Source organism: Kitasatospora sp. NPDC047058, from assembly GCF_040643935.1.
Lineage (GTDB): Bacteria > Actinomycetota > Actinomycetes > Streptomycetales > Streptomycetaceae > Kitasatospora.
Genome location: NZ_JBEYVJ010000010.1, coordinates 36,072 through 56,871 on the forward strand (window position 1 = coordinate 36,072; position 20,800 = coordinate 56,871).

Annotated in this window: 21 protein-coding genes; 6 read left to right on the forward strand and 15 right to left on the reverse strand. The window is 75.0% G+C overall.

Going from position 1 to position 20,800, the window contains the following annotated elements:
- Nucleotides 1-45: 45 nt before the first annotated feature.
- The 6 genes from ABZ885_RS02725 to ABZ885_RS02750 form a co-directional block, all read right to left on the reverse strand.
- Nucleotides 46-1,713, reverse strand: a complete 1,668-nt coding sequence (locus tag ABZ885_RS02725) for a bifunctional uroporphyrinogen-III C-methyltransferase/uroporphyrinogen-III synthase (RefSeq protein ID WP_360182594.1) — start codon at nucleotides 1,711-1,713, stop codon at nucleotides 46-48.
- Nucleotides 1,710-2,735, reverse strand: a complete 1,026-nt coding sequence (hemC, locus tag ABZ885_RS02730) for a hydroxymethylbilane synthase (RefSeq protein ID WP_360182597.1) — start codon at nucleotides 2,733-2,735, stop codon at nucleotides 1,710-1,712. The genes ABZ885_RS02725 and hemC overlap by 4 nt, the downstream gene beginning before the upstream one ends.
- Nucleotides 2,736-2,776: 41 nt before the next feature.
- Nucleotides 2,777-4,126, reverse strand: coding sequence for a glutamyl-tRNA reductase (locus ABZ885_RS02735; protein WP_360182600.1), 1,350 nt, complete (start codon nucleotides 4,124-4,126; stop codon nucleotides 2,777-2,779).
- A 31-nt stretch (nucleotides 4,127-4,157) separates the two neighbouring features.
- On the reverse strand, nucleotides 4,158-5,060 hold the full coding sequence (locus tag ABZ885_RS02740; RefSeq protein WP_360182603.1) for a redox-sensing transcriptional repressor Rex: 903 nt from the start codon (nucleotides 5,058-5,060) through the stop codon (nucleotides 4,158-4,160).
- Between the two features lie 101 nt (nucleotides 5,061-5,161).
- On the reverse strand, nucleotides 5,162-6,049 hold the full coding sequence (locus tag ABZ885_RS02745) for a 3'-5' exonuclease (RefSeq protein ID WP_360182606.1): 888 nt from the start codon (nucleotides 6,047-6,049) through the stop codon (nucleotides 5,162-5,164).
- A 185-nt stretch (nucleotides 6,050-6,234) separates the two neighbouring features.
- Nucleotides 6,235-6,519 carry a glutaredoxin family protein gene (locus ABZ885_RS02750; protein WP_360182609.1) on the reverse strand — a complete coding sequence of 95 codons (285 nt, stop codon included), beginning with the start codon at nucleotides 6,517-6,519 and terminating at the stop codon, nucleotides 6,235-6,237.
- Nucleotides 6,520-6,695: 176 nt separating this feature from the next.
- Between ABZ885_RS02750 and ABZ885_RS02755 the strand changes: the two genes are divergently transcribed.
- From ABZ885_RS02755 to ABZ885_RS02765, 3 genes are all read left to right on the forward strand, one after another.
- Nucleotides 6,696-7,736 (forward strand): HAD-IB family hydrolase, encoded by a 1,041-nt coding sequence (locus tag ABZ885_RS02755; protein WP_360182612.1) that lies wholly within the window; start codon nucleotides 6,696-6,698, stop codon nucleotides 7,734-7,736.
- Between the two features lie 540 nt (nucleotides 7,737-8,276).
- Nucleotides 8,277-9,164 carry an ECF subfamily RNA polymerase sigma factor, BldN family gene (locus ABZ885_RS02760; protein ID WP_360182615.1) on the forward strand — a complete coding sequence of 296 codons (888 nt, stop codon included), beginning with the start codon at nucleotides 8,277-8,279 and terminating at the stop codon, nucleotides 9,162-9,164.
- Nucleotides 9,165-9,420: 256 nt separating this feature from the next.
- Nucleotides 9,421-10,731, forward strand: a complete 1,311-nt coding sequence (locus ABZ885_RS02765; RefSeq protein ID WP_360182618.1) for a DUF5667 domain-containing protein — start codon at nucleotides 9,421-9,423, stop codon at nucleotides 10,729-10,731.
- A 103-nt stretch (nucleotides 10,732-10,834) separates the two neighbouring features.
- On the opposite strand, the gene ABZ885_RS02770 is transcribed toward ABZ885_RS02765, so the two are convergent.
- From ABZ885_RS02770 to ABZ885_RS02795, 6 genes are all read right to left on the reverse strand, one after another.
- Nucleotides 10,835-11,845, reverse strand: a complete 1,011-nt coding sequence (locus ABZ885_RS02770) for a lysophospholipid acyltransferase family protein (protein WP_360182621.1) — start codon at nucleotides 11,843-11,845, stop codon at nucleotides 10,835-10,837.
- A gap of 7 nt (nucleotides 11,846-11,852) precedes the next feature.
- A complete protein-coding gene (locus tag ABZ885_RS02775) occupies nucleotides 11,853-12,959 on the reverse strand; it encodes an NAD-dependent epimerase/dehydratase family protein (RefSeq protein WP_360182651.1) in 1,107 nt (368 codons plus the stop codon).
- A 147-nt stretch (nucleotides 12,960-13,106) separates the two neighbouring features.
- Entirely contained in the window at nucleotides 13,107-13,205 is a 99-nt protein-coding gene (locus ABZ885_RS02780; protein WP_003948845.1) for an AURKAIP1/COX24 domain-containing protein, read from the reverse strand.
- A 191-nt stretch (nucleotides 13,206-13,396) separates the two neighbouring features.
- Nucleotides 13,397-13,606, reverse strand: coding sequence for a helix-turn-helix domain-containing protein (locus tag ABZ885_RS02785; protein WP_148644250.1), 210 nt, complete (start codon nucleotides 13,604-13,606; stop codon nucleotides 13,397-13,399).
- A gap of 203 nt (nucleotides 13,607-13,809) precedes the next feature.
- Complete coding sequence (locus tag ABZ885_RS02790; RefSeq protein WP_360182624.1) at nucleotides 13,810-15,006, reverse strand: acetoin utilization protein AcuC; 1,197 nt, start codon at nucleotides 15,004-15,006, stop codon at nucleotides 13,810-13,812.
- Nucleotides 15,007-15,116: 110 nt separating this feature from the next.
- Entirely contained in the window at nucleotides 15,117-15,491 is a 375-nt protein-coding gene (locus ABZ885_RS02795; protein ID WP_360182627.1) for an HGxxPAAW family protein, read from the reverse strand.
- 109 nt (nucleotides 15,492-15,600) lie between these two features.
- On the opposite strand from ABZ885_RS02795, the gene ABZ885_RS02800 reads away from it, so the two are divergent.
- Complete coding sequence (locus ABZ885_RS02800; protein WP_360182630.1) at nucleotides 15,601-16,074, forward strand: MarR family transcriptional regulator; 474 nt, start codon at nucleotides 15,601-15,603, stop codon at nucleotides 16,072-16,074.
- Here ABZ885_RS02800 and ABZ885_RS02805 read toward each other — a convergent pair.
- The 3 genes from ABZ885_RS02805 to proC form a co-directional block, all read right to left on the reverse strand.
- Nucleotides 16,054-17,265: an MFS transporter gene (locus ABZ885_RS02805; protein WP_360182654.1), complete on the reverse strand. Its 1,212-nt coding sequence runs from the start codon at nucleotides 17,263-17,265 to the stop codon at nucleotides 16,054-16,056. The two genes, ABZ885_RS02800 and ABZ885_RS02805, sit on opposite strands and share 21 nt — an antisense overlap.
- Nucleotides 17,266-17,436: 171 nt before the next feature.
- Entirely contained in the window at nucleotides 17,437-18,096 is a 660-nt protein-coding gene (locus tag ABZ885_RS02810) for an HAD family hydrolase (protein ID WP_360182633.1), read from the reverse strand.
- Between the two features lie 29 nt (nucleotides 18,097-18,125).
- On the reverse strand, nucleotides 18,126-18,953 hold the full coding sequence (proC, locus tag ABZ885_RS02815) for a pyrroline-5-carboxylate reductase (RefSeq protein ID WP_360182636.1): 828 nt from the start codon (nucleotides 18,951-18,953) through the stop codon (nucleotides 18,126-18,128).
- Between the two features lie 167 nt (nucleotides 18,954-19,120).
- On the opposite strand from proC, the gene ABZ885_RS02820 reads away from it, so the two are divergent.
- A complete protein-coding gene (locus tag ABZ885_RS02820) occupies nucleotides 19,121-19,555 on the forward strand; it encodes a hypothetical protein (RefSeq protein ID WP_360182639.1) in 435 nt (144 codons plus the stop codon).
- A gap of 111 nt (nucleotides 19,556-19,666) precedes the next feature.
- Nucleotides 19,667-20,800 (forward strand): hypothetical protein (locus ABZ885_RS02825; protein ID WP_360182642.1); only part of this gene is annotated, 1,134 nt, incomplete at its 3' end.

Below are 20,800 nucleotides of genomic sequence, written 5' to 3' on the forward strand. Positions count from 1 at the left end.
CGGCGGGTGGACCGCCCCCGGCCTGGGTGCTTCTCGCGCAGGGCCTCAGCGGGCCTTGCGGCGCGAGCCGGGACGGCGCTCGCTGGGCCGGTAGACCGGCTCACCCGCCGCCGTCGCGGTGTCGCGGCGCTTGGCCCCGAAGTCTGCCAGCGCCTGGGCCAGCGCGGCCGCCGACGGGGCCGGAGCCATCACGTCGACCCGCAGGCCGTGCTCCTCGGCGGTCTTCGCGGTGGCCGGGCCGATACAGGCGATGACCGTCACGTTGTGCGGCTTGCCTGCGATGCCGACCAGGTTCCGCACCGTGGAGGACGAGGTGAAGAGCACCGCGTCGAAGCCGCCGCCCTTGATCGCCTCGCGGGTCTCGGCCGGCGGCGGCGAGGCGCGCACCGTCCGGTACGCGGTCACGTCGTCGACCTCCCAGCCCAGCTCGACCAGGCCGGCCACCAGGGTCTCGGTGGCGATGTCGGCGCGCGGCAGCAGCACCCGGTCGATCGGGTCGAAGACCGGGTCGTACGGCGGCCAGTCCTCCAGCAGGCCGGCCGCGGACTGCTCGCCCGAGGGCACCAGGTCCGGCTTCACGCCGAAGTCCACCAGCGCCTGCGCGGTGGTCTCGCCGACCGCCGCGACCTTGATGCCGGCGAACGCCCGGGCGTCCAGGCCGTACTCCTCGAACTTCTCGCGGACGGCGCGCACCGCGTTCACCGAGGTGAAGGCGATCCACTCGTAGCGGCCGGTGACCAGGCCCTTGATCGCCCGCTCCATCTGCTGCGGGGTGCGCGGCGGCTCGACCGCGATGGTCGGCACCTCCTGCGGCACCGCGCCGTACGAGCGCAGCTGCTCGGACAGGCCGTGGGCCTGCTCCTTGGTGCGCGGCACCAGCACGTTCCAGCCGAACAGCGGCTTGGTCTCGAACCAGGAGTGCGAGGAGCGGTGGGCGACCTGCTCGCCCACCACGGCTATCACCGAGGTCGCCGGGTCCACCGGGGCGGAGACCGGCGAGGGCAGCACCCGGGCCGCCTTCAGGTCGGCCGCGATGGTGGCCAGGGTGGCGGTGAAGGTGCGCTGGCGGGTGGTGGTGCCGGAGAGCGTCGCGCTGAGCGCGGAGTCCGGCTTGCGGCCGTTGGCGACCAGCGCGTTGGCGGTGGCCGGGAGTTGGCCCAGGGTGGTGCGGACCACCAGGGTGGTCTCCGGCGCGCCCAGGTCCACCGGGCTGCCGGCCAGCAGCGCGGCACCGTCCACGAACCGGACGTCGGTGCCGGCCGTCCCGCGTAGCGGCACGCCCGCGTAGGCCGGCACGCCGACCGACTGGGCGACGCCCGGGATCACCTCGAACGCGATCCCGTCACCGGCGCAGCTGAGCATCTCCTCGGCGGCGCAGCCGTCCAGGCCCGGGTCGCCGTCGACGGTGCGGACGACGTGCTTGCCGGCCCGGACCGCCTCGGCGACCAGCTTGGCCAGGTCGAGCTCGGTGCCGTCGGCGGCGGGGGTGTGCACCTGCACGCCGGCCGGGCAGTGGCTGCGCACGGCGGCGGCGGTCAGCGGGTCGGCGACCAGGATGTCGGCCGAGGCCAGCACCTCGACCGCGCGCAGGGTCAGCAGGCCCGGGTCCCCGGGGCCCGCGCCCAGGAAGGTGCACCGCCCGGCGGCGGCCGGCCCGCCCGCGAACGGGCTGTCGGCCGGGAACGGGGTGTCGGTGGCGGCGGTGGGGCTCATCGGGCTCGCTCCCCCATCAGGGCGGCCGCGCCCGCGTCGAGCAGCCGGGCGGCGAGGGCGTGGCCGAGGGCCGTCGCCTGCTGCTCGGCGGTCTCGTCGAGGACGATCGGACCGTTGGCGGACATCTTCAGCAGGGTGGCGCCGTCGACGGTGCCGACCACGCCCTCCAGCCGCAGTTCGTACTCGTGGCCCCAGGTGGCCAGCGCGGCGACCGGCGCGGAGCAGCCGGCCTCCAGGGCGGCCAGCAGGGCGCGCTCGGCGGCCACCGCGACCCGCGTGGGGAGGTGGTCGAGGGCGGACAGCGCGGCGGTCAGCGACCCGCCGTCCGGCAGCCCGGCGGCGGTGGTGCACTCGATGGCGAGCGCGCCCTGGCCGGGGGCCGGGATCATCAGCTCCGGGTCGAGGTGCTCGGTGATCTCGGCGCTGCGGCCCAGCCGGTTCAGGCCGGCGGTGGCCAGCACCACCGCGTCCAGCTCGCCGGAGGCGACGAAGCCGATCCGGGTGTCCACGTTGCCGCGGATCGCGACCGTCTCCAGTTGGGCGCCGCGGGCGCGGGCCCAGGCGTTCAGCTGGGCCATCCGGCGGGGCGAGCCGGTGCCGATCCGGGCGGTGCGGCCCGCGCCGGCCAGCTTCTCGACCAGCTCACCGAGGGCCAGGCCCTCCTGGGCCACCAGGGCGTCGCGGACGTCCTCGCGCTCGGGCACCGCGGCCAGCACCAGGCCCGCGGGCTCGGCGGTGGGCAGGTCCTTCAGCGAGTGCACGGCGAAGTCGATCCGGCCCGCCAGCAGCGCGTCCCGCAGGGCGGAGACGAACACGCCGGTGCCGCCGATCTGTGCCAGCGCCTCCCGGGAGGTGTCGCCGTAGGTGGTGATCTCCACCAGCTCGACGGGGTGCCCGGTGAGCCGGGTCACCTCGCGGGCGACCATGCCCGACTGGGCCATGGCGAGCGCGCTGCGCCGGGTGCCGAGCCGCAGGGGTGCGGTGGCGGCCGGGGCCCGGCCGGTGAGCGGTTGACCATTCATGAGGTGATCGTCCCGGTGGTACTCGTGGGATGGCTGACGGTTCATCTGGCGCCCCCGCCCGAAGGCTGCTGGGTGCCGATCGGGGTGCCCGAGACGGCGTGCACGGCCGCCGGGTCGAGGTCGAACAGCTCGCGCAGCGCGTCCGCGTAGGACGCGCCGCCGGGCTCGGCGGCCAGCTGCTTCACCCGCACGGTCGGCGCGTGCAGCAGCTTGTCGACCACCCGGCGGACGGTCTGGGTGATCTCCGCGCGGGAGCGCTCGTCCAGACCGGGCAGCCGGGAGTCCAGGCGGCCCAGCTCGGCGGCGACCACCTCGGAGGCCATCGCCCGCAGCGCCACCACGGTGGGGGCGATCCGGGCGGCCCGCTGGGCGGCGCCGAACGCGGCGACCTCGTCGGCGACGATGCCGGAGACCGCGTCCACGTCCCCGGCGCCGGGGGTGGCGGCGTGGGCGTGCGAGAGGCTCTCCAGGTCGACCAGGAGCGCGCCGGGCAGCTCGTGCACGGCGTGGTCGACGTCGCGCGGCATGGCGAGGTCCAGCAGGGCCAGCGGGGTGTCCGCGGCCGCGTCGGCCGCGCGGACCGCCACTGCGGCGGCCACGTCCTCGGCCTTGATCACCACGCCGGCCGCGCCGGTGCAGGAGATCACCAGGTCGACGTCGGCCAGCGCCTCGGGCACCTTGGCCAGCTCGACCGTCCGGGCCACGCCGGCGCCGAGGATCTCGACCAGCCGCTCGGCGCGCTCGGGCGTCCGGTTGGCGATCAGCAGGTCGGTGACGCCGGAGCGGACCAGGGTGGCGGCGGCCAGCGAGCTCATCGAGCCGGCGCCGACCACCAGGGCCCGCTTGCCGGCGATCTCGCCCGCGCCGGCCGCGACCTGCTCCAGGCCGAAGGTGACCAGCGACTGGCCGGCCTTGTCGATGCCGGTCTCGCTGTGCGCCCGCTTGCCGACCCGCAGGGCCTGCTGGAACAGCTCGTTCAGGCCGCGCCCGGCGGTGTGCTCCTCCTGGGCCTTGGCCAGGGCGTCGCGCAGCTGGCCGAGGATCTGGCCCTCACCGACCACCATCGAGTCCAGGCCGCAGGCCACCGAGAAGAGGTGGTGGACGGCGCGGTCCTCGTAGTGGACGTAGAGGTGCGAGGTCAGCTCCTCCAGGTCCACCCCGCTGTGGTGGGCCAGCAGCAGCGACAGCTCGGCGACGCCGGCGTGGAACTTGTCCACGTCCGCGTACAGCTCGATCCGGTTGCAGGTGTTCAGCAGCGCGGCCTCGGCGACGGTCGCGGTGGCCGCCGCGTCGTGCAGCAGCCGGGTCGGGACGTCACCGGTCAGGGCGGCGCGCTCGAGCACGCCGACCGGGGCGGTGCGGTGGCTCAGCCCAACGACAAGAAGACTCACGACCGCCCCCTGGTGCCACGGTTCTCGGTGCTCACGCCGGCATCACCGCGGAGAGCTCACCCTCGCCGCCCTTGCCGGGCTTGGCCGCCTTGCCCGCCGCCTCGGCGTCATTGGCGGCCGGCTCGGCGGCCGGGCGGGACTTGCCGCTGCCGCCGGCGGCCCGGCGCAGCTTGGCCGCGGCCGCGCGGACCGGGCCGGGCGCGCGGTCGAGCACCGACTCGGTGCGGTCGGGCTCGTCGCCGGCCTTGCGCTGCTCGTGGAAGGCCAGGATCTGCAGCTCGATGGAGAGGTCCACCTTGCGCACGTCCACGCCGTCCGGGACGGTCAGCACGGTCGGGGCGAAGTTGAGGATGCTGGTGACACCGGCCTCGACCAGCCGGTCGCAGACCTGCTGGGCGGCGCCGGGCGGGGTGGTGATCACGCCGATCGAGACGTGCTGGCTCTCCACGATGGACTCCAGTTCGTCCATGTGGCGCACCGGGAGGCCGGCCGCGCTGCTGCCGACCACCGCCGGGTCGGCGTCCAGCAGGGCGGCTACCCGGAAACCGCGGGAGGCGAACCCGCCGTAGTTGGCGAGCGCGTGGCCGAGGTTCCCGATGCCGACGATGACGACCGGCCAGTCCTGGGTCAGGCCCAGCTCGCGGGAGATCTGGTAGACGAGGTACTCGACGTCGTAGCCGACCCCGCGGGTGCCGTACGAGCCGAGGTAGGAGAAGTCCTTGCGCAGCTTGGCGGAGTTCACGCCGGCGGCGGCCGCCAGCTCCTCGGACGACACGGTCGGCACCGAGCGCTCGGAGAGCGCGGTGAGGGCCCGCAGGTAGAGGGGAAGGCGGGCGACGGTCGCCTCCGGGATGCCCCGGGCACGCGAGGGTCGGCGCGCGGCGCCCTGGTCGGGCGTCTGCGAACTGCTCTGTGGTGATCGGCCGATTGCCACGGTGCTCCTGTGGGTGAAGCTGGGCTTTGGCAGCCAGGCTATGCGTTTGTGAACGTGTGCACAAAGATGGTGTCCGTTTTGTCCCCGCACAGTGATGCGCATCACGCCGTCGACCCCATAGCACCGGTCTCCTTCCGGGCCGCCGCCGGGGGCCGCGCACCGGCCGCCGGCGGGCCGTACGGGGGCGGGGCCGGCGCCTCGCGACGCGGCCGCGGGAGCGGTCCCGCCGGGGGCTCCGGATACGGCCCGGACAGGGGCTCCGGCAGGGACTCCGGCAGCGGCTCCCGCAGCAGCCCGGACGGGGCGCCGTCCGGGGACGCGGGCGGCTCGCGGCGCAGCAGCGGGACCGGCTCGCCCGACGGCCGGGAGCGGGCCCGGCCCAGCCGCGGCCACGGCACCCGGGCCGCCTCGCGCAGCGGCACCGCCCAGTCGTCCGGCGGGCAGGACGGCGACTCCAGGCAGTGCCGCAGCAGCTCGGCGGTGGCCCGGGCGTCGCCCAGCGCGGTGTGCGCCGGGTACCAGCCGAGCCCGGCCGCCTCCGCGCAGGCCGCCAGGCCGAAGCCGCGGGCCTGCGGCAGGTGGGCGCGGGCCAGCCGCATCGTGCAGAGCAGCGGGACCGGCGGCAGCGGTACGCCGATCCGGGCGAACTCACGCTCCAGGAAGGCGTGGTCGCAGGTCACGTGATGGCCGACCAGCACCCGGCCGGCCAGCAGCTCCAGCAGCCGCGGCGCGATCTCGCGGAACCGGGGGGCGCCCTCGACGTCCGCCTGGGCTATCCGGTGCACGTGGGTGGGGCCGACCGGGCCCAGCGGGTCCAGCAGGGTGCTGAACTCGGCCTCCGGGCGCAGCGCCCCGTCCAGCAGCACCACGGCCACCTCGACCACCCGGTGCCGCCACGGGCTGCGGCCGGTCGCCTCCACGTCCACGACGGCGAAGCCCCCGGCCCCGGCGGGGGCTTCGGGCAACCCTGGGGTCGGGCCGGGAAGCATGGCGGCACTCCTCGCGTGCTCAGCCCCCCACGGGCGCAAACGAGCTCGATCGTAAGCCGACCACCGGGGGGCGCCCCAGACCGATTCCGGTTTTCTTCACAACGATTCGGCGAACCGCCCCCGCCGGTCGGCGGGGCGCCGGGAGGCGGTGCGGGCCGCGTCACCCACCCCCGCCGGACCCGCGCTCAGGCCCCCAGGGCGGCGCGGAGCCGCCGCTCGTCGACGCGCCAGAAGTCGTGCTGGCGGCCGTCGATCAGGGTGACCGGGATCTGCTCCGCGTACGTCCGGTACAGCTCCTCGTCCTGGAGGATGTCCAGCTCCTCGAAGCCGGCGCCCAGCTCGCCGGTCACCCGGACGATCACCTCCCGGGCGTCGTCGCACAGGTGGCAGCCCGGCTTGCCGACCAGGGTCACGGTCCGGTCGGCCGGCTTCGGGCTCGGGTTCTTGTCACGTCGCAGCAGTGGGCTCACCCGGCCATTGTGCGCCCGGCGGCGAGCCGGCCGCCCACCCCGGGGGCGCCCGGCCCCGGGGCGCGGGACGCTTCCGGCGCCCGCTCCCGGCGGCAACGGCCGGGCCGTCCGCTGTTCACCGCGCGGGCACGCCGCCGTCACGGCTCCTCCCGGCCCGGCTGGCTATGCTCGGTGGCATGGCCGTGCTCCGAAGGCTCACCCAGGCTAGGCGTCCCTCCACCGAGCGGACCGCCCTGGCAGGCGAAGCCGCCGCCGCGGCGGCGGAGGCCGCCCTGCGGGCCGGAGCGTTCGCCCCGGTCGCCCCGGCGGAGCCCACGCCGGCGGAGCGCACGCCGAAGGAGCCCGCCCTGGCGGAACCGGCCGCGGCGGAACCGGCCGCGGCGGCCGGGAAGCCCGCGAAGGCCCCGAAGGCGCCGGCCGGGAACCACACCCCCGAACGGGACGACCCGCGCGCCGCCGCCTTCTTCGACTGCGACAACACCATCCTGCGCGGCGCCGCGATCTTCTACCTCGGGGTCGGCCTCTACCGCCGCGGCTTCCTCACCCGCCGCGACATCGCCCGGTTCGCCTGGCAGCAGGCCTGGTTCCGGCTGCACGGCGCCGAGGACCCGGACCACATGGCGGACGCCCAGCACACCGCGCTCGGCCTGGTGGCCGGCAAGCGCACCGCCGACCTGGAGGCCATCTGCGAGGAGGTCTTCGAACAGGTCGTCGCCGACAAGATCTGGCCCGGCACCCGCGCCCTGGTGCAGATGCATCTGGAAGCCGGCCAGCGGGTCTGGCTGGTCACCGCGGCGCCGCTGGAGGTGGCCCGGGTGATCGCCCGCCGGCTCGGCATGACCGGCGCGCTCGGCACCGTCGCCGAGGCCCGGGACGGCAACTACACCGGACGGCTGGTCGGCGACCTGCTGCACGGGCCCGCCAAGGCGGCCGCCGTCCGCGCGCTGGCCCGGCACGAGCGGCTCGACCTGGACCGCTGCGCCGCGTACAGCGACTCGGCCAACGACATCCCGATGCTCTCGCTGGTCGGCCACCCGTACGTGGTGAACCCGGACGGCGCGCTGCGGCGGCACGCCCGGGCCCAGGGCTGGCGGGTGCGGGACTTCCGGACCGGGCGCAAGGCGGCCCGGGTGGGCCTGCCGGCCGCGGCCGCGCTGGGCGTCCTCGCGGGTGCGGCGGCTGCCGCGGTCGCGCTGCACCGCCGCCAGCGGGCCTGAGCCGGGCGCCGCCCCCGGCGCCGTCCCCCGCCCCGGCCCCCGGCACCGTCCCCGGCCCCTCGGGCGCCGTCCGCGGACGCGGGAAACCATCCCCTGCACGGGTGACCGGCCGTCAATCCGCATACCGACCAGGCCGCCCGTACGGGCGAACTCCCCGGCCGCACCGGGCCGCCCGGACCCCCTGACCGTACGTGTCACCCGGTGACCGGTTCTGATCGTTCGCCAGACCGGGAAAGTCGGGGATTACGGAGGCCAACCTCCGGGAAACCGCCCGCCACACCCCCGAATTTGTCACCCAACGCACCCGTTCGGTCACGTTGAGCCGGATGAACGATGACACGTTCGGTCAGTGTCAGCCGAATATGCACGCCATGTGGATCCCAAACGACCACTTCGACCACACGGTGTAGCTGTCATTGCACAAAGCGTTATCCTCTCCTGGATGCACGTCACCCACGCGCCCCTCCCGACCGGGCCGCGCGGGCGTGCTCTCCGCGCAGGCGGAGGTGATCCGTCCACAGTTCTGCCTCTGGGAGTCCCGTGTACCCACCCGTCCGGAACGACGCGCCTGCACCCTCCCGCCCGTCGACCGCGCCCCTGCGCTCCCGCACCAGCCTCCGCGGCCGCCCGGCCTCCGCCCGGCAGATCTCCACCGGCCTGGAACTGTTGCGCAGCCTGCTCCGCAGCCAGCTCGCCGCCTCCCCCCAGCTGGTCCCCGCCGGCGCCCCGTCCGGCTACGGCCAGCCCCAGCCCGTCGGCCCGGTCCTGCGCGCCACCGCCGCCGGCTCCTCCACCGGCACCGGCTCCCGCGGCCGCTCCGGGACCGCCGGCACCGGCCGCAGCCGGACCCGGACGCCCCCGAGCCCCGGCTACGAGACCGAGCACAACCCGATCATGGAGCTGGTCGAGCGGGCCCAGGCCGGCGAGAGCGAGGCCTTCGGCCGCCTCTACGACCACTACGCGGACACCGTCTACCGCTACATCTACTACCGGGTCGGCAGCCGGGCCACCGCCGAGGACCTCACCAGCGAGACCTTCCTGCGCGCGCTGCGCCGGATCGGCACCTTCACCTGGCAGGGCCGGGACTTCGGCGCCTGGCTGGTGACCATCGCCCGCAATCTGGTGGCCGACCACTTCAAGTCCAGCCGGTTCCGGCTGGAGGTCACCACCGGCGAGATGCTCGACTCCAACGAGTGCGAGCGCAGCCCCGAGGAGTCGGTGCTGGAGTCGCTCTCCAACGCCGCCCTGCTGGAGGCCGTCCGGCGGCTCAACCCGCAGCAGCAGGAGTGCGTCACCCTCCGCTTCCTGCAAGGCCTTTCGGTGGCCGAGACGGCCCGGATCATGGGCAAGAACGAGGGCGCCATCAAGACCCTCCAGTACCGCGCGGTCCGGACGCTGGCGCGGCTGCTGCCGCCCGACGCACGGTGAGCACCGCACCACGGGGGGAGATAACCGGAGGGCCGTCACCATCGGTGCCGGCCCGACACGTCCGGGTGAACGGTCGGTCCGATGATCAGCCGTGCGTAACCGACCGCCCGCACCGCTCGTTGGCCAGCGTGCAAGCCCCCACCAGGCGTACGGTCAAGTCGAATTGCGACCTCTCACCCGATGGAGTGGCTTTGGCCCGCCGAGGCAACCGTCCGGCAGGCCGGCGTGTCGACAACGACGAAGGGAGGTGTGGCCCGTGACGGCAAACGTGCTGGAGCACCGGCGGGCGAAGGCCTTCGCCGAGGCGCTGGAGGCCCACCAGGCAGAGCAACGCGGCGCCGCTGCTGCCGAATCGGCCAACACCGTGTCCACCGGCGCCGGTTCGGCCGCCATGGCCGGGCTGGTCGGCATGGCCGGGGCACTCGGCGCACTGCCCGGACCGGAGCTGGACCCGGAGGTCAGAACCGTCCAACGCGCCCAGCTGATGGCCGCGTTCGAGCAGGCCTTCGCCGGCGGCCCGGGTGCCGTGGTGCCCCGCCAGCGCAGGCACCGGGCACTGCGGGTGGCCCCGCGCGGCCGCTGGAGCCGCCGGTTCGCGATCGGCGGACTGGTCGCCGGGCTCGCCGTCGGCAGCTTCGCCGGCGCGGCAGCCGCCAGTTCCAGCGCCCTGCCGGGGGACACGCTCTACGGGATGAAGCGCGGTCTCGAAGGGCTCCGGCTCAACCTCGCGGACTCCGACAGCGAGCGCGGCGAACTGCTGCTCGGCAACGCCGCCACCCGGCTCGACGAGGCCAAGAGCCTGGTCGGGCGGGCGGACACGGCCGGGGAGCTCAGCCCCGGCACGGTCGAGCGGGTCCGCAGGGCGCTGGACGACATGCACGCCGACGCGCTCAGGGGCCGGGACCTGCTGCGCTCGGTCTACCGCAGCAACGGCTCGCTCGACCCGATGCGCACCCTGGCCGGCTTCGCCCAGGACGAGGACGACCGCTGGAGCGAACTGCAGAGCAGGCTGCCGGTCCAGCTGATCCCGCAGGCGCACCTGGTCGACCAGCTCTTCGACGACATAAGCGAGGACGTCGCGCCCCTGCGCCTGGCCCAGCCGCCCGCCAAGGGCGGCGGTACGGCCGGCACCGGGACGGGCGGCGGCGCGGGCTCCGCGGCGAACGGCGGCTCCCAGGCCGACACCCCGGCCGCGGGCGGCAACGCCGCACCGGGCGCCGGGTCGGCCCAGGGCGGCGGCGCGGCCGGTACGGGCGGCGGCAAGCCCGGCACCGCCGAGCGGCCCCCGTCCGCCGGGGCGAGCACGCCCGGCGGCAGCGGCGGGGCCGGGCTCCCGAGCAGCCTGCCCAGCAACGCCCCGGGTGCGGTCAATGGGCTGGTCGACAACCTCACCAACGGGCTCACCGGCACCAAGCCGTCGCCGAGCCCCGACCCGGCACCCGACCAGGCGCCGGCGCAGCCGTCCGGTACGCCCAGCGCCGCCACCGGCGGCGGCCAGCAGCAAGGCGTCGACGTGCCGCCGCTGATCCCCGGGCTGCTGCCCGGGCTGCGGATCCTCGGCGGCTGACGGCAGGAACAGGACGAGGGGCCCGGCGGCAGCGCCGGGCCCCTCGTCCTGTTCCGCTCACCGGCAGCGGAGCACGCTCACCGGCGGAGGAACGCGCGCACCGTCAGAAGAACACCGAGCGCCGCTGCACCAGCAGCTTGTAGAGGGTGTGCTGGACGGTCTCCCGCACCTGGTCGGCCAGGTCGAAGACCAGCATCGGGTCGTCCGCCGCCTCCGCCGGGTACCGGTCGGTGGCGATCGGCTCGCCGAACTGGATGGTCCACTTGGTCGGCAGCGGCACCGCACCGAGCGGCCCGAGCCACGGGAAGGTCGGCGTGATCGGCACGTACGGCAGGCCCAGCAGCCGGGCCAGCGTCTTGAAGTTGCCGATCATCGGATAGGTCTCCTCCGCCCCGACGATCGAGCAGGGGACGATCGGCACCCGCGCCCGCAGCGCCGAGGAGACGAAGCCGCCGCGGCCGAACCGCTGGAGCTTGTACCGCTCGGAGAACGGCTTGCCGATGCCCTTGAAGCCCTCCGGCCAGACCCCGACCAGCTCGCCGCGCTCCAGCAGCCCCTGGGCGTCCTCGTTGCAGGCCAGCGTGTGGCCGGCCTTGCGGGCCAGCTCGTTGATGCCGGGCAGGACGAACACCAGGTCGGCGGCGAGCATCCGCAGGTGCCGCCGGCCCGGGTGGTGGTCGTGGATCGCGACCTGGGTCATCAGGGCGTCCAGCGGGATCGTCCCGGAGTGGTTGGCGACGATCAGCGCGCCGCCCTCGGCCGGGATGTTCTCGATCCCGCGCACCTCGACCCGGAAGTACTTCTCGGCGACCGGCCGCAGCACCGAGAGCAGCACCTGGTCGGTCAGCTCGCGGTCGAAGCCGAACTCGTCCACCTCGTAGTCGCCGGTCAGGCGGCGGCGCAGGAAGGCCAGGCCCTCGGCGGCGCGGCCCTCCCAGCCCTTGCCGAACAGCCGGGTGGCCGCCGGGCCGAGCCGCCCGGCCAGCGCCCCGCCGACGGCGTCGGCCAGCTGGTCGGCCAGCCCGGCGGGGCGGTCGGGCTCGCTCCAACTGGGCGCGGACTCGATCGGGATGACCTTCGCCTCGCCCGACGCGTTCTCGGCTGCGGCACTCATCGCGGGTTCAGCTCCTGGGTCGGTTCGGACGGGAGACCGGCGCGGCGGGGGCGGACGGGCCGTGCTCGCGCCCGAGCAGCCCGGCCAGCCCGTCGGTGACGGCGGCGAGGCGCTCCGGCGGCAGCAGGCCGGCCGACTGCGCGGCGGCGAAGTCGGCGAACGCCTCCGCGGTGGTGTACCGCGGCCGGTAGCCGAAGGTCTCGCGCAACCGGGCGGTGTCCACCACCCGGCCGTGGGTGAGCAGCCGGAGCTGCTCGGGCGAGAAGTCGACCAGCCTGGTCTGCCGGGCCAGCCCGGCCATCCAGCTGATCGCGGGCAGCAGCAGCGGCAGCATCGGCCGGCCCAGCCGGCGGGCGCACTGGGAGAGCAGCAGCACGCCCTCCCCCGCGACGTTGAAGGTGCCGGTGTTCACGCTGCCCGGCTCCGGCTCGTCGCAGGCCCGGGAGAGCACCGCGAGCACGTCGTCCTCGTGGACGAACTGCAGCCTCGGGTCGTAGCCGAGGACGGTGGGCAGCACCGGCAGCGCGAAGTACTCGCAGAGCGGGGTGTCGGCACCGGGGCCGACGATGTTGGCGAACCGGAAGACGGTCACCGCGACGTCCGGGCGGCGCCGGCCGAAGCCGCGGACGTAGCCCTCGACCTCCACCGCGTCCTTGGCGAAGCCGCCGCCGGGCAGGTTCTTCGGCTGGGTCCGCTCGGTGAACACCGCCGGGTCGCGCGGCGCCGAGCCGTACACGCCGGTGGTCGACTTCACCACCAGCCGGCGCACCCCGGGCGCCTTCTGGCAGGCGCCGAGCAGCTGCATGGTGCCGATGACGTTGGACTCCTTGACCGCCGAGCGGTTGGTGGAGCCGAGTCCGGTGGCGCTGACGGCCAGGTGGACGACGGTGTCGACGCCGTGCTCGGCGATCACCCGGGCGACCGCAGGACGGCGCAGGTCGAGCTGCTGGAACCGGTACGGCGCGGCGGGCCCGTCCGGCTCCTCGACGGGCTGCCGGGGCGGCTGCACGTCCACGCCGACGACCAGGTCGACCCCGGGCCGGCGGCGGAGCTCGGCGGCGAAGCGGGCCCCGAGCCGGCGGGCCACGCCGGTGACGAGCACGACCGTCCCCACAGTGCTGCACCCCATTTCCTCGGCCTCGGCAGCCTGCGTGCACCGTACCGCGCCGCCGTACCCGGCCGTGAAACGACACCGCCCGCCCGGACCACGAGGGCACGGGCGGGCGGCGGAAGCGCAAGGCGCGCTGAGCGCGGCGGGCGCTTACTTCTTGTTGCGACGCTGAACGCGAGTGCGCTTCAGAAGCTTGCGGTGCTTCTTCTTGGCCATACGCTTGCGACGCTTCTTGATGACAGAGCCCACGGAACAACCCTCGCTCACTGAGACTCTCGCCCGTGAGAGACGGAGTCCATACGACTGACGGAGGGCCTAAGCCTACCGTCCGTACGGCCAGGGCCGTAATCGTGCCTCCCGTGACCGGGAAACTCGGGGGAAATCTGCGGCGAACGGGGGCGGGACCCACCGGCTGTGGGCCCCGCCCCCGCGGCCCGGTCCTACGCGCTCTCGAGCCGCACGTAGGACTCCTTGAGGTACTCGTGAACCGCCTGCTGGGGCACCCGGAAGGACCGCCCGACCCGGATGGCCGGCAACTCTCCGCTGTGCACCAGCCGGTACACCGTCATCTTCGACACCCGCATGACCGCGGCCACCTCGGCCACGGTCAGGAAGACGACTTCCTGCAGGGGGCGCTCGCCGGAACTCATGACCATCACCCGACCCTTACCCGTGTGCAAGGCACCGGCTTCCCCTCCGGTGACTCCACCGGCACACGTGTATCCCCAGAGTAGTTATGGGTGGTACCAGTGGGAAGAGGGGGAAGCGCAGTCCTCGTACGGTGAGAGATAAGCCTGTTGCAGTACGTAGTCGCTCGGCGGTCTGCTGTAGCGGGCGTGCGTACCGCCCCGGCTCAGGGCAGCAGGCCGTGGTGCGGCAGGACGGCGCGGCGGGCGGCCAGGATCGCCTGGTCGAGCCGGTCGGCAGGATCGTAACCCGCGTCGAAGTCCCGCCAGGCCGGCCGGGCGCCGTCGGTCATCCGCAGCGGGGCCGGGCGGCGGGTGCGCCGGTAGACCTCGGCACGCCAGTCCTCCGGGGTCTCGGTGGCCGGGTCGACGGGCCGGCCGGCGGCGGTGGCGACCAGGTGGGTCCAGCTCCGCGGGACGACGTCCACGACGGCGTAGCCGCCCCCGCCGAGCGCGATCCAGCGGCCGTCCGCGTGCTCGTGGGCGAGGGCGTGCAGCTCCTCGGCGATCAGCCGCTGGGCGTCCACGGTGACGGCGAGGTGGGCGAGCGGGTCCTCCAGGTGGGTGTCCGCGCCGTGCTGGGTGACCAGGACCTGCGGGCGGAAGGCGGCCAGCAGCTCGGGCACCAGGGCGTGGAAGGCGCGCAGCCAGCCGGCGTCGCCGGTGCCGGCCGGCAGCGGCAGGTTGGCGGCGGTGCCGGGGGCGCCGGGGCCGCCGGTCTCGGTGGCCCAGCCGGTCTGCGGGAAGAGCGTGGCGGGGTGCTCGTGCAGCGAGACGGTGAGCACCCGGGGGTCGTCCCAGAACGCCTGCTGGACGCCGTCGCCGTGGTGGACGTCCACGTCGACGTAGGCGACCCGCTCGGCGCCGAGTTCGAGCAGCCGGGCGATGGCGAGGGCCGGGTCGTTGTAGATGCAGAAGCCGGAGGCTCTGCCGGGCATGGCGTGGTGCAGGCCGCCGGCGAAGTTGACGGCGTGCGGGGCCGCGCCGCGCCAGACCGCCTCGGCGGCGGCCACCGACTGCCCGGCGATCAGGGCGGAGGCGGAGTGCACGGCCGGGAAGGACCAGTTGTCGTCGGTGCCGAGCCCGTGCCGCTGGTCCTGCTCGTCGGGGTGGGCGGCGGCGTGCTTGACCGCCTCGACGTACTCGCGGGTGTGCACCAGCCGGAGCGTGGAGTCGCCGGCCGGCGGGGCGGAGCGGACGGTCACGCCCGGCCCGGTGTGCAGCCCGAGCGACTCCACCAGCCGCATGGTGAGCGCCAGTCGGGTCGGGTCCATCGGATGGCCGGGACCGAAGTCGTAGGCGGTGACCGCCTCGTCCCAGAAGAGGTGCAGGCCGCAGGGGGTGTCACGCTCGGCTTCGGGCATGGCGTCCACCGTAGTGGGTGGGGGCGTCGGGCCCGCCCCCGGCCCGGGCGAGTCCTCGCGCCGCGGCGGGTCCTCGTTCGCCGGAGCGGATCCTCGCGCCGCGGCGGGTGTCAGGCGCCGGCCCGCTGCCGCACCCGGCCGGTGACCGGCGCCGCGGCGGGGCCGGTGGGCGGGGCCCGCCCGGGCCGGCGCCCGGCCAGCCGGCAGCCGAGGCAGTCGGGGTGCCCCCGGCCGCCCGCCGGGTCGGGCAACCGCCAGTGCCGGCGGCCGTGCGGGCGCGGGCCGGTGGGCTTGCCCCAGCCCGCCAGGTGGAGGACCCAGCTGGCCAGGCCGCCGAGGACGACCAGGCCCGCGCCGAGCCAGAGCCCGGCGGCCGAGCCGGCCGCGAACGCCACCCCCGCGACCGCGCTGCCGAGGGTGGCGACGGCCGAGCCGGTCCAGCCGGCGACGGTGTGCCCCATGTCGTGATCGCCGTGTGCGCCCATGGCTCCTCGTTTGGTGTGATGGACGGGTTCCCGGGCCGGGCCGCTCCCGGCCGGGAGAGAAACAACTTATCTCACGAGCTAAGTAACTTAGATGCTAAGGAGATCTCGGGTGAAGGGCAAGCCGCGCCCCCAGGCGACGCCCCAGCAGGCGCAGTACGCGATGGACCGGATGATCGCGCTCGCCCAGTTCGGCCAGCAGGACATCGCCGCCCGGCTCGGGCTCAACGTCACCGACCTGACGTGCCTCGGCTTCGTCATCGAGGCCGCACTGGCCGCGGAGCCGCTGGCCGCCGGCGACCTCGCGGAGCGCGCGCAGCTGACCACCGGCGCCGTGACGGGCGTGCTCAACCGGCTGGAGAAGGCCGGGTACGCCCGCCGGGAGGCCGATCCGGCCGACCGCCGCCGGGTGCGGGTGGTGATGGAGGACGGTGCGCAGGAGCGCATCCTCCAGGTCTACGGCCCGTTCTACGAACGGATCGGCGGGCTGTTCGCCGACTACACGCCGGACGAGATCGCCGTCCTGGCGGACTGGTTCACCCGGGCCAAGGCGCTGCTCCGGGAGTCACTGGACGAGCTCCGCTGAGCCCTTCCCCCCGACCGGGACCACCGCCGGAGCGGGGGCGAAGCGGGCCGCGAGCGGCAGCACGGCCAGCACCAGCAGCATCGGGGCGAGCAGTGCCCAGCGGTACGAGCTCGCGTCCGCGATCGCCCCGACCAGCGGCGAACCGACCAGGAATCCCGCGTAGTTGAACAGGTTGAGCCGGGCCACGGCGGCGTCCGAGTCGGCCGGGAACAGCCGCCCGCCGGCCGCGAAGACCTGCGGGATGATCGCGCAGATGCCGAAGCCGAGCACGGTGAACCCGGCGATCCCGGCCGGGGCGCCGGGCGCCGCGGCCGCCACCGCGAAGCCCAGCGCGGCCAGTGCGGCGCCGGCCCGGACCACCGGGACGGCACCCCAGCGCTGGACGGCGCGGTCGCCGACCGCCCGGCCGAGCAGCATCGCCACCATGTAGCCGAGGTACGAGAGCTTGGCGACGTCCTCGGGGCTGCCCAGGCCGTCGGTGAGGTACTTGACGCTGTAGTTGGAGACCGAGGCGTCCGCGATGTAGGTGAAGGCCATCGCCAGGCAGAGCGGCAGCAGCGGCCGCCACGGGACCGTCCGGGCGGCGGCCTCGGCGGCCTCCCGGACGGCGTCGCCGAGCTCGGCGGGCCCGGCGAACCCGGCACCCGCCAGGACGGCGAGCGGCGCGATCACGGCGGCGGCCGTCCCGAACAGGGCGGGCAGGCCGAGGTCGTAGTGCGAGCCGAGGCCCGCGACGGCCGCGCCGAGGATGCCGCCGAGGCTGAACGCGGCGTGGAAGCCGAGCATGACCGAGCGGCCGTAACGGTGCTGCAGGCCCACCCCGAGCATGTTCATACTGGCGTCCAGCGCACCGACCAGCAGCCCGAACGCGCCCAGCGCGAGCGCGAGCTGCCAGAGCGTCCGGCCGAGCCCGGCGGCGGCCAGGCTGAGGCAGACGGCGGGCTGGACCACCCGCAGCACGGCCCGGGCGCCGGTCCGCTTCACCAGCTGCTCGGAGGCGATCGAGCCCACCCCGGCCAGCACCGGCACGGCCGCCAGGAAGACCGGCAGCAGCGCGTCGCTCAGCCCGTACCGGTCCTGGATCTCGGGGATGCAGGTGACCAGCAGCGCGAAGGTGACGCCCTGCAGCAGGAAGCTCGCGGCCAGCGCGGCCCGGCCCGCCCGCAGCCGGGGCGTGATCCCGTCAGTCACAGACACCTCGCGGACACCTCGCTACTGGCCGGTACGACGATGTTGGCGAGAGCGTAGGGGCCCGGGCGGCGTTTGGGGAGGGGTCGCGCCGCGGTTGTTCCGGTCGGTCGGCGTTCCTGCCGGACAGCGTTCCTTTCGGCCGGCGTTCCGGTCGGCCGGCGTTCCGGTCGGTCAGCGCCGTCCCAGCAGCGCGGGCACCTCGGCCAGGTCGGCGATCAGGCCGGTCGCGCCGGCCGCGGTCAGCTTCGCCGGGTCGGTGAGCGCGGTGTAGCCGTAGACGTCCATGCCGGCCGCCCGGGCGGCGAGCACGCCGTTGACGCTGTCCTCCAGCACGAGGCAGCGGGCCGGTTCCACCCCCAGGGTGCGGGCGGCGTGCAGGAAGAGGTCGGGCGCCGGCTTGCCGACGCCGACGTCCTGGGCGCTGAAGATCCGCTCCTCGGCGTGGTACCCGAGCAGGCCGGTGACCTCCAGCGCGGTGCGGATCCACGCGTGGTGCGCCGAGGAGGCCAGGCAGTACGGCACGGAGCGCTGCCCGAGCTCCTCCAGCAGCGCCTCCGCGCCCCGGACGGCGGCCAGTCCGGCCCCGAAGGCGGCGAACACCCGGCCGTGGAACAGCTCGTCGAAGCCCTCCGGCAGCCGCGCGCCGTCGTACCGCTCGGCGATCACGTCGTGGATCCGGTGCGCCGCGGTGCCCATGAAGTCGCGGTAGGAGTCCTCGATCGTCGTCGGGTAGCCGAGTTCGGTCAGGTACTCGGCCAGCACCCGGTTGGAGAGCGGTTCGCTGTCCACCAGGACGCCGTCGTTGTCGAAGATCACCAGGTCATAGGCCATGCGTTCGAGCCTAAGGGGTGGACCGGGGGTCACTTCCCGCCGGAGGCCAGCTCGCGCGAGCGGTCCCGGGCCGCCTCCAGGGCGCCGAGCAGCGCGGCCCGCACCCCGTGGTTCTCCAGCTCGCGGATGGCCGAGATGGTGGTGCCGGCCGGCGAGGTGACCGCCTCGCGCAGCTTCACCGGGTGCTCGCCGGAGTCCCGCAGCATCACCGAGGCGCCGATCGCCGACTGCACGATCAGGTCGTGCGCCACCTGCCGGGGCAGGCCGAGCAGGATGCCCGCGTCGGTCATCGCCTCCACCAGGAAGTAGAAGTACGCCGGGCCGGAGCCGGAGAGCGCAGTGGCCGCGTCCTGCTGGGACTCGGGCAGCCGCAGCGCCTTGCCGACCGAACGGAAGATCTCCTCGGCCCGCTCCAGGTGCGCCTCGGTGGCGTGCGAGCCGCCCGAGATGACGCTCATCCCCTCGTCCACCAGGACGGGCGTGTTGGGCATCACCCGGACCACCGGGGTGCCGGCCGCCAGGCGGGCCTCGAACCAGGCGGTGGGGATGCCGGCCGCCGCCGAGATCACCAACCGGTCCGCGCCGACGTGCGGCGCCAGTTCGTCCAGCAGGGTGCCCATGTCCTGCGGCTTCACCGCGAGGATCAGGGTGTCCGCGAGCTTGGCCGCCTCGGCGTTGCCCACCACGCCGACCCCGTACTTGCCGGCCAGCTCGGCGGCCCGCTCCGGCCGGCGGGCGGTCACCAGGACGTCCGCCGGGTCCTTCCCGGCCCGCAGCAGGCCCGAGAGCAGGGCCTCCCCGATCTTGCCCGTGCCCAGGAAGGCGATCTTCTGCCCGTGCGCCGCTGCGCCGCCCATGCCCGCTCCTCGCGTCCGTTCCTGCCGCCATCCTCGCACCGCGCGCGGCCCGGCCGCGGGAACGTCCACAGGGCGGAAGGCAAGTCACCCTAGGGTGAAACTCGGGGTTCTCCCCTATGGCCCCCGGCTGTTCCCGGGCGCACCGTTGAGCTATGGCACACGGAGAGATGTCCCGACGTGAGAACCGGCAAGCCGCCGTCGCCGCCGCGACGCTGGGACCGTGGCGGACGGCCGCGGGTGTCGGTGCGGTGGTGGGGGCGACGGCCCTGGGGATCGACGCGATCACCGGGAACTGGTCGCTGAGCATGCTGGCCGGTCCGGCCGGCTGGGCACTGTTCTTCTTCTTCCTGGTCGGCACGGTGGGCGGGCAGTTGCGCCACGACACCACCGACCGGCGGCTGCGCAAGTGGGCCGACGAGCACCCCTGGCAGTCGGCGCTGCCGGCGGCCGGCGGACTGCTGGTGCTGAACGCGCTGGCGCAGGTCGTCCTCGGCGACGCGAGCCTGATCGGCGCGTTCTTCCTCTCGCTGCTGCCGGCCGCCGTGCTGGTCGCGATCGTGGGCGTGGTCGGCTCGGTGAAGCAGGCCCGCGGAAAGGGGTGAGGCTCCCGGGGAGCGGACAAACAGGGGTGATCACCGCACACCGCACACGTGTTCACCACATGGTGTGCCCCCGATCGATGGATCGTCACACCCCGTCGGCATACTGGCGCGATGCCGATAGCCGAAGATCCAGAACCGCGCCCGTCCGAGGGCCGGGACCCGGACGGGGCGGACCCGTCCGGAGCGGGCTCGAAGGACCCGTTCGCCGACCTCGTCCTGGACGAGGAGTTCGTCAAGGGCGCCGCCGTCAGGGAGCAGGCGGGCCGCACCCGGATGCTCGCCGCCCGGTGGAAGCACACCCCGCCGGTCGACCCGGGCGGCCGCCGCTCGGTGAACGACGGCCCGGCGAAGGCGAAGCGGCGGTTCGGCCGCAAGCCGCGGCTCGCCGTCGTCGACCCGTGGGGCAACCCGCGCCCGCGCCGCCGGGTGGAGTGGCGGACCCCGCTGTACGTCGTGCTGGTCGTCGCGGTGCTGCTCGCGGCGCTCAACGTCGACAGCCTGAAGTTCTGGTACTCGACGCACTACGGCTACGCCGCCGACCACGCGGCCTCCGCGAGCCCGGTGCCGACCGTCGCGCCGGAGACGGCCCGGCCGACCACCGCGCCGCCGGCGGTCGACGAGAAGCAGCCGACCGTCGACCACCCCTGGGCGGGCTCCCCCGCCGAGGGCTGGCCGAACGGCGTCGAGGCACTGGTCCTGCCGCCGGCCCAGGCCACCGGCGTGTTCAGCGCCGACCAGGTCGCCGCGCAGCTGCAGTTGGTGAAGGACTACCTGGTGGCGGCCAACCTGGACCCGAAGGTGATCGCCGGCGGCCGCCCGGAGGCCGGGCTGGCCCTGCTCAGCCGGGAGACCCGGGACCACGCCGAGTCGGCGCTCGCCAAGCCCTCCCGGGAGGACGACCCCACCGGCTGGTTCAGCCGCTTCGACGCACGGGACGCGATCCCGGTCGGCGACACGGTCAAGGTGCAGGGCTCGATGCGCGTCGAGTCGGACGGCGAGCGGGGCGTGCTGGTGCGCACCGACTTCACCTTCGTGTACGCGCTGCGCCCCGGCCCGGAGGCCGCGAAGCGGGCCGCCTCGGCGAAGCCGTCCGTCCCGGCGGTGTCCCCGTCGGCCCGCCCGGCCCCCGGGGGCGGCACGGCGAAGCCGGTGGGTCTGCTGACCCCGGTGGCCGACGCGCCGAAGGACACCTGGACGGCCCGGACCATCGTGCGGCGGGTGGACACCTTCCGGTTCTACGACCCG

Coding starts and splice junctions, on each gene's coding strand:
- ABZ885_RS02785 (WP_148644250.1), bottom strand. CDS start 13,606: ATGAGTTCCGGCGAGCGCCCCCTGCAGGAAGTCGTCTTCCTGACCGTG.
- ABZ885_RS02790 (WP_360182624.1), bottom strand. CDS start 15,006: ATGCCCGAAGCCGAGCGTGACACCCCCTGCGGCCTGCACCTCTTCTGG.
- proC (WP_360182636.1), bottom strand. CDS start 18,953: ATGGGCGGCGCAGCGGCGCACGGGCAGAAGATCGCCTTCCTGGGCACG.
- ABZ885_RS02745 (WP_360182606.1), bottom strand. CDS start 6,049: ATGCTTCCCGGCCCGACCCCAGGGTTGCCCGAAGCCCCCGCCGGGGCC.
- hemC (WP_360182597.1), bottom strand. CDS start 2,735: ATGAATGGTCAACCGCTCACCGGCCGGGCCCCGGCCGCCACCGCACCC.
- ABZ885_RS02795 (WP_360182627.1), bottom strand. CDS start 15,491: ATGGGCGCACACGGCGATCACGACATGGGGCACACCGTCGCCGGCTGG.
- ABZ885_RS02820 (WP_360182639.1), top strand. CDS start 19,121: ATGTCCCGACGTGAGAACCGGCAAGCCGCCGTCGCCGCCGCGACGCTG.
- ABZ885_RS02725 (WP_360182594.1), bottom strand. CDS start 1,713: ATGAGCCCCACCGCCGCCACCGACACCCCGTTCCCGGCCGACAGCCCG.
- ABZ885_RS02755 (WP_360182612.1), top strand. CDS start 6,696: ATGGCCGTGCTCCGAAGGCTCACCCAGGCTAGGCGTCCCTCCACCGAG.
- ABZ885_RS02770 (WP_360182621.1), bottom strand. CDS start 11,845: ATGAGTGCCGCAGCCGAGAACGCGTCGGGCGAGGCGAAGGTCATCCCG.
- ABZ885_RS02810 (WP_360182633.1), bottom strand. CDS start 18,096: ATGGCCTATGACCTGGTGATCTTCGACAACGACGGCGTCCTGGTGGAC.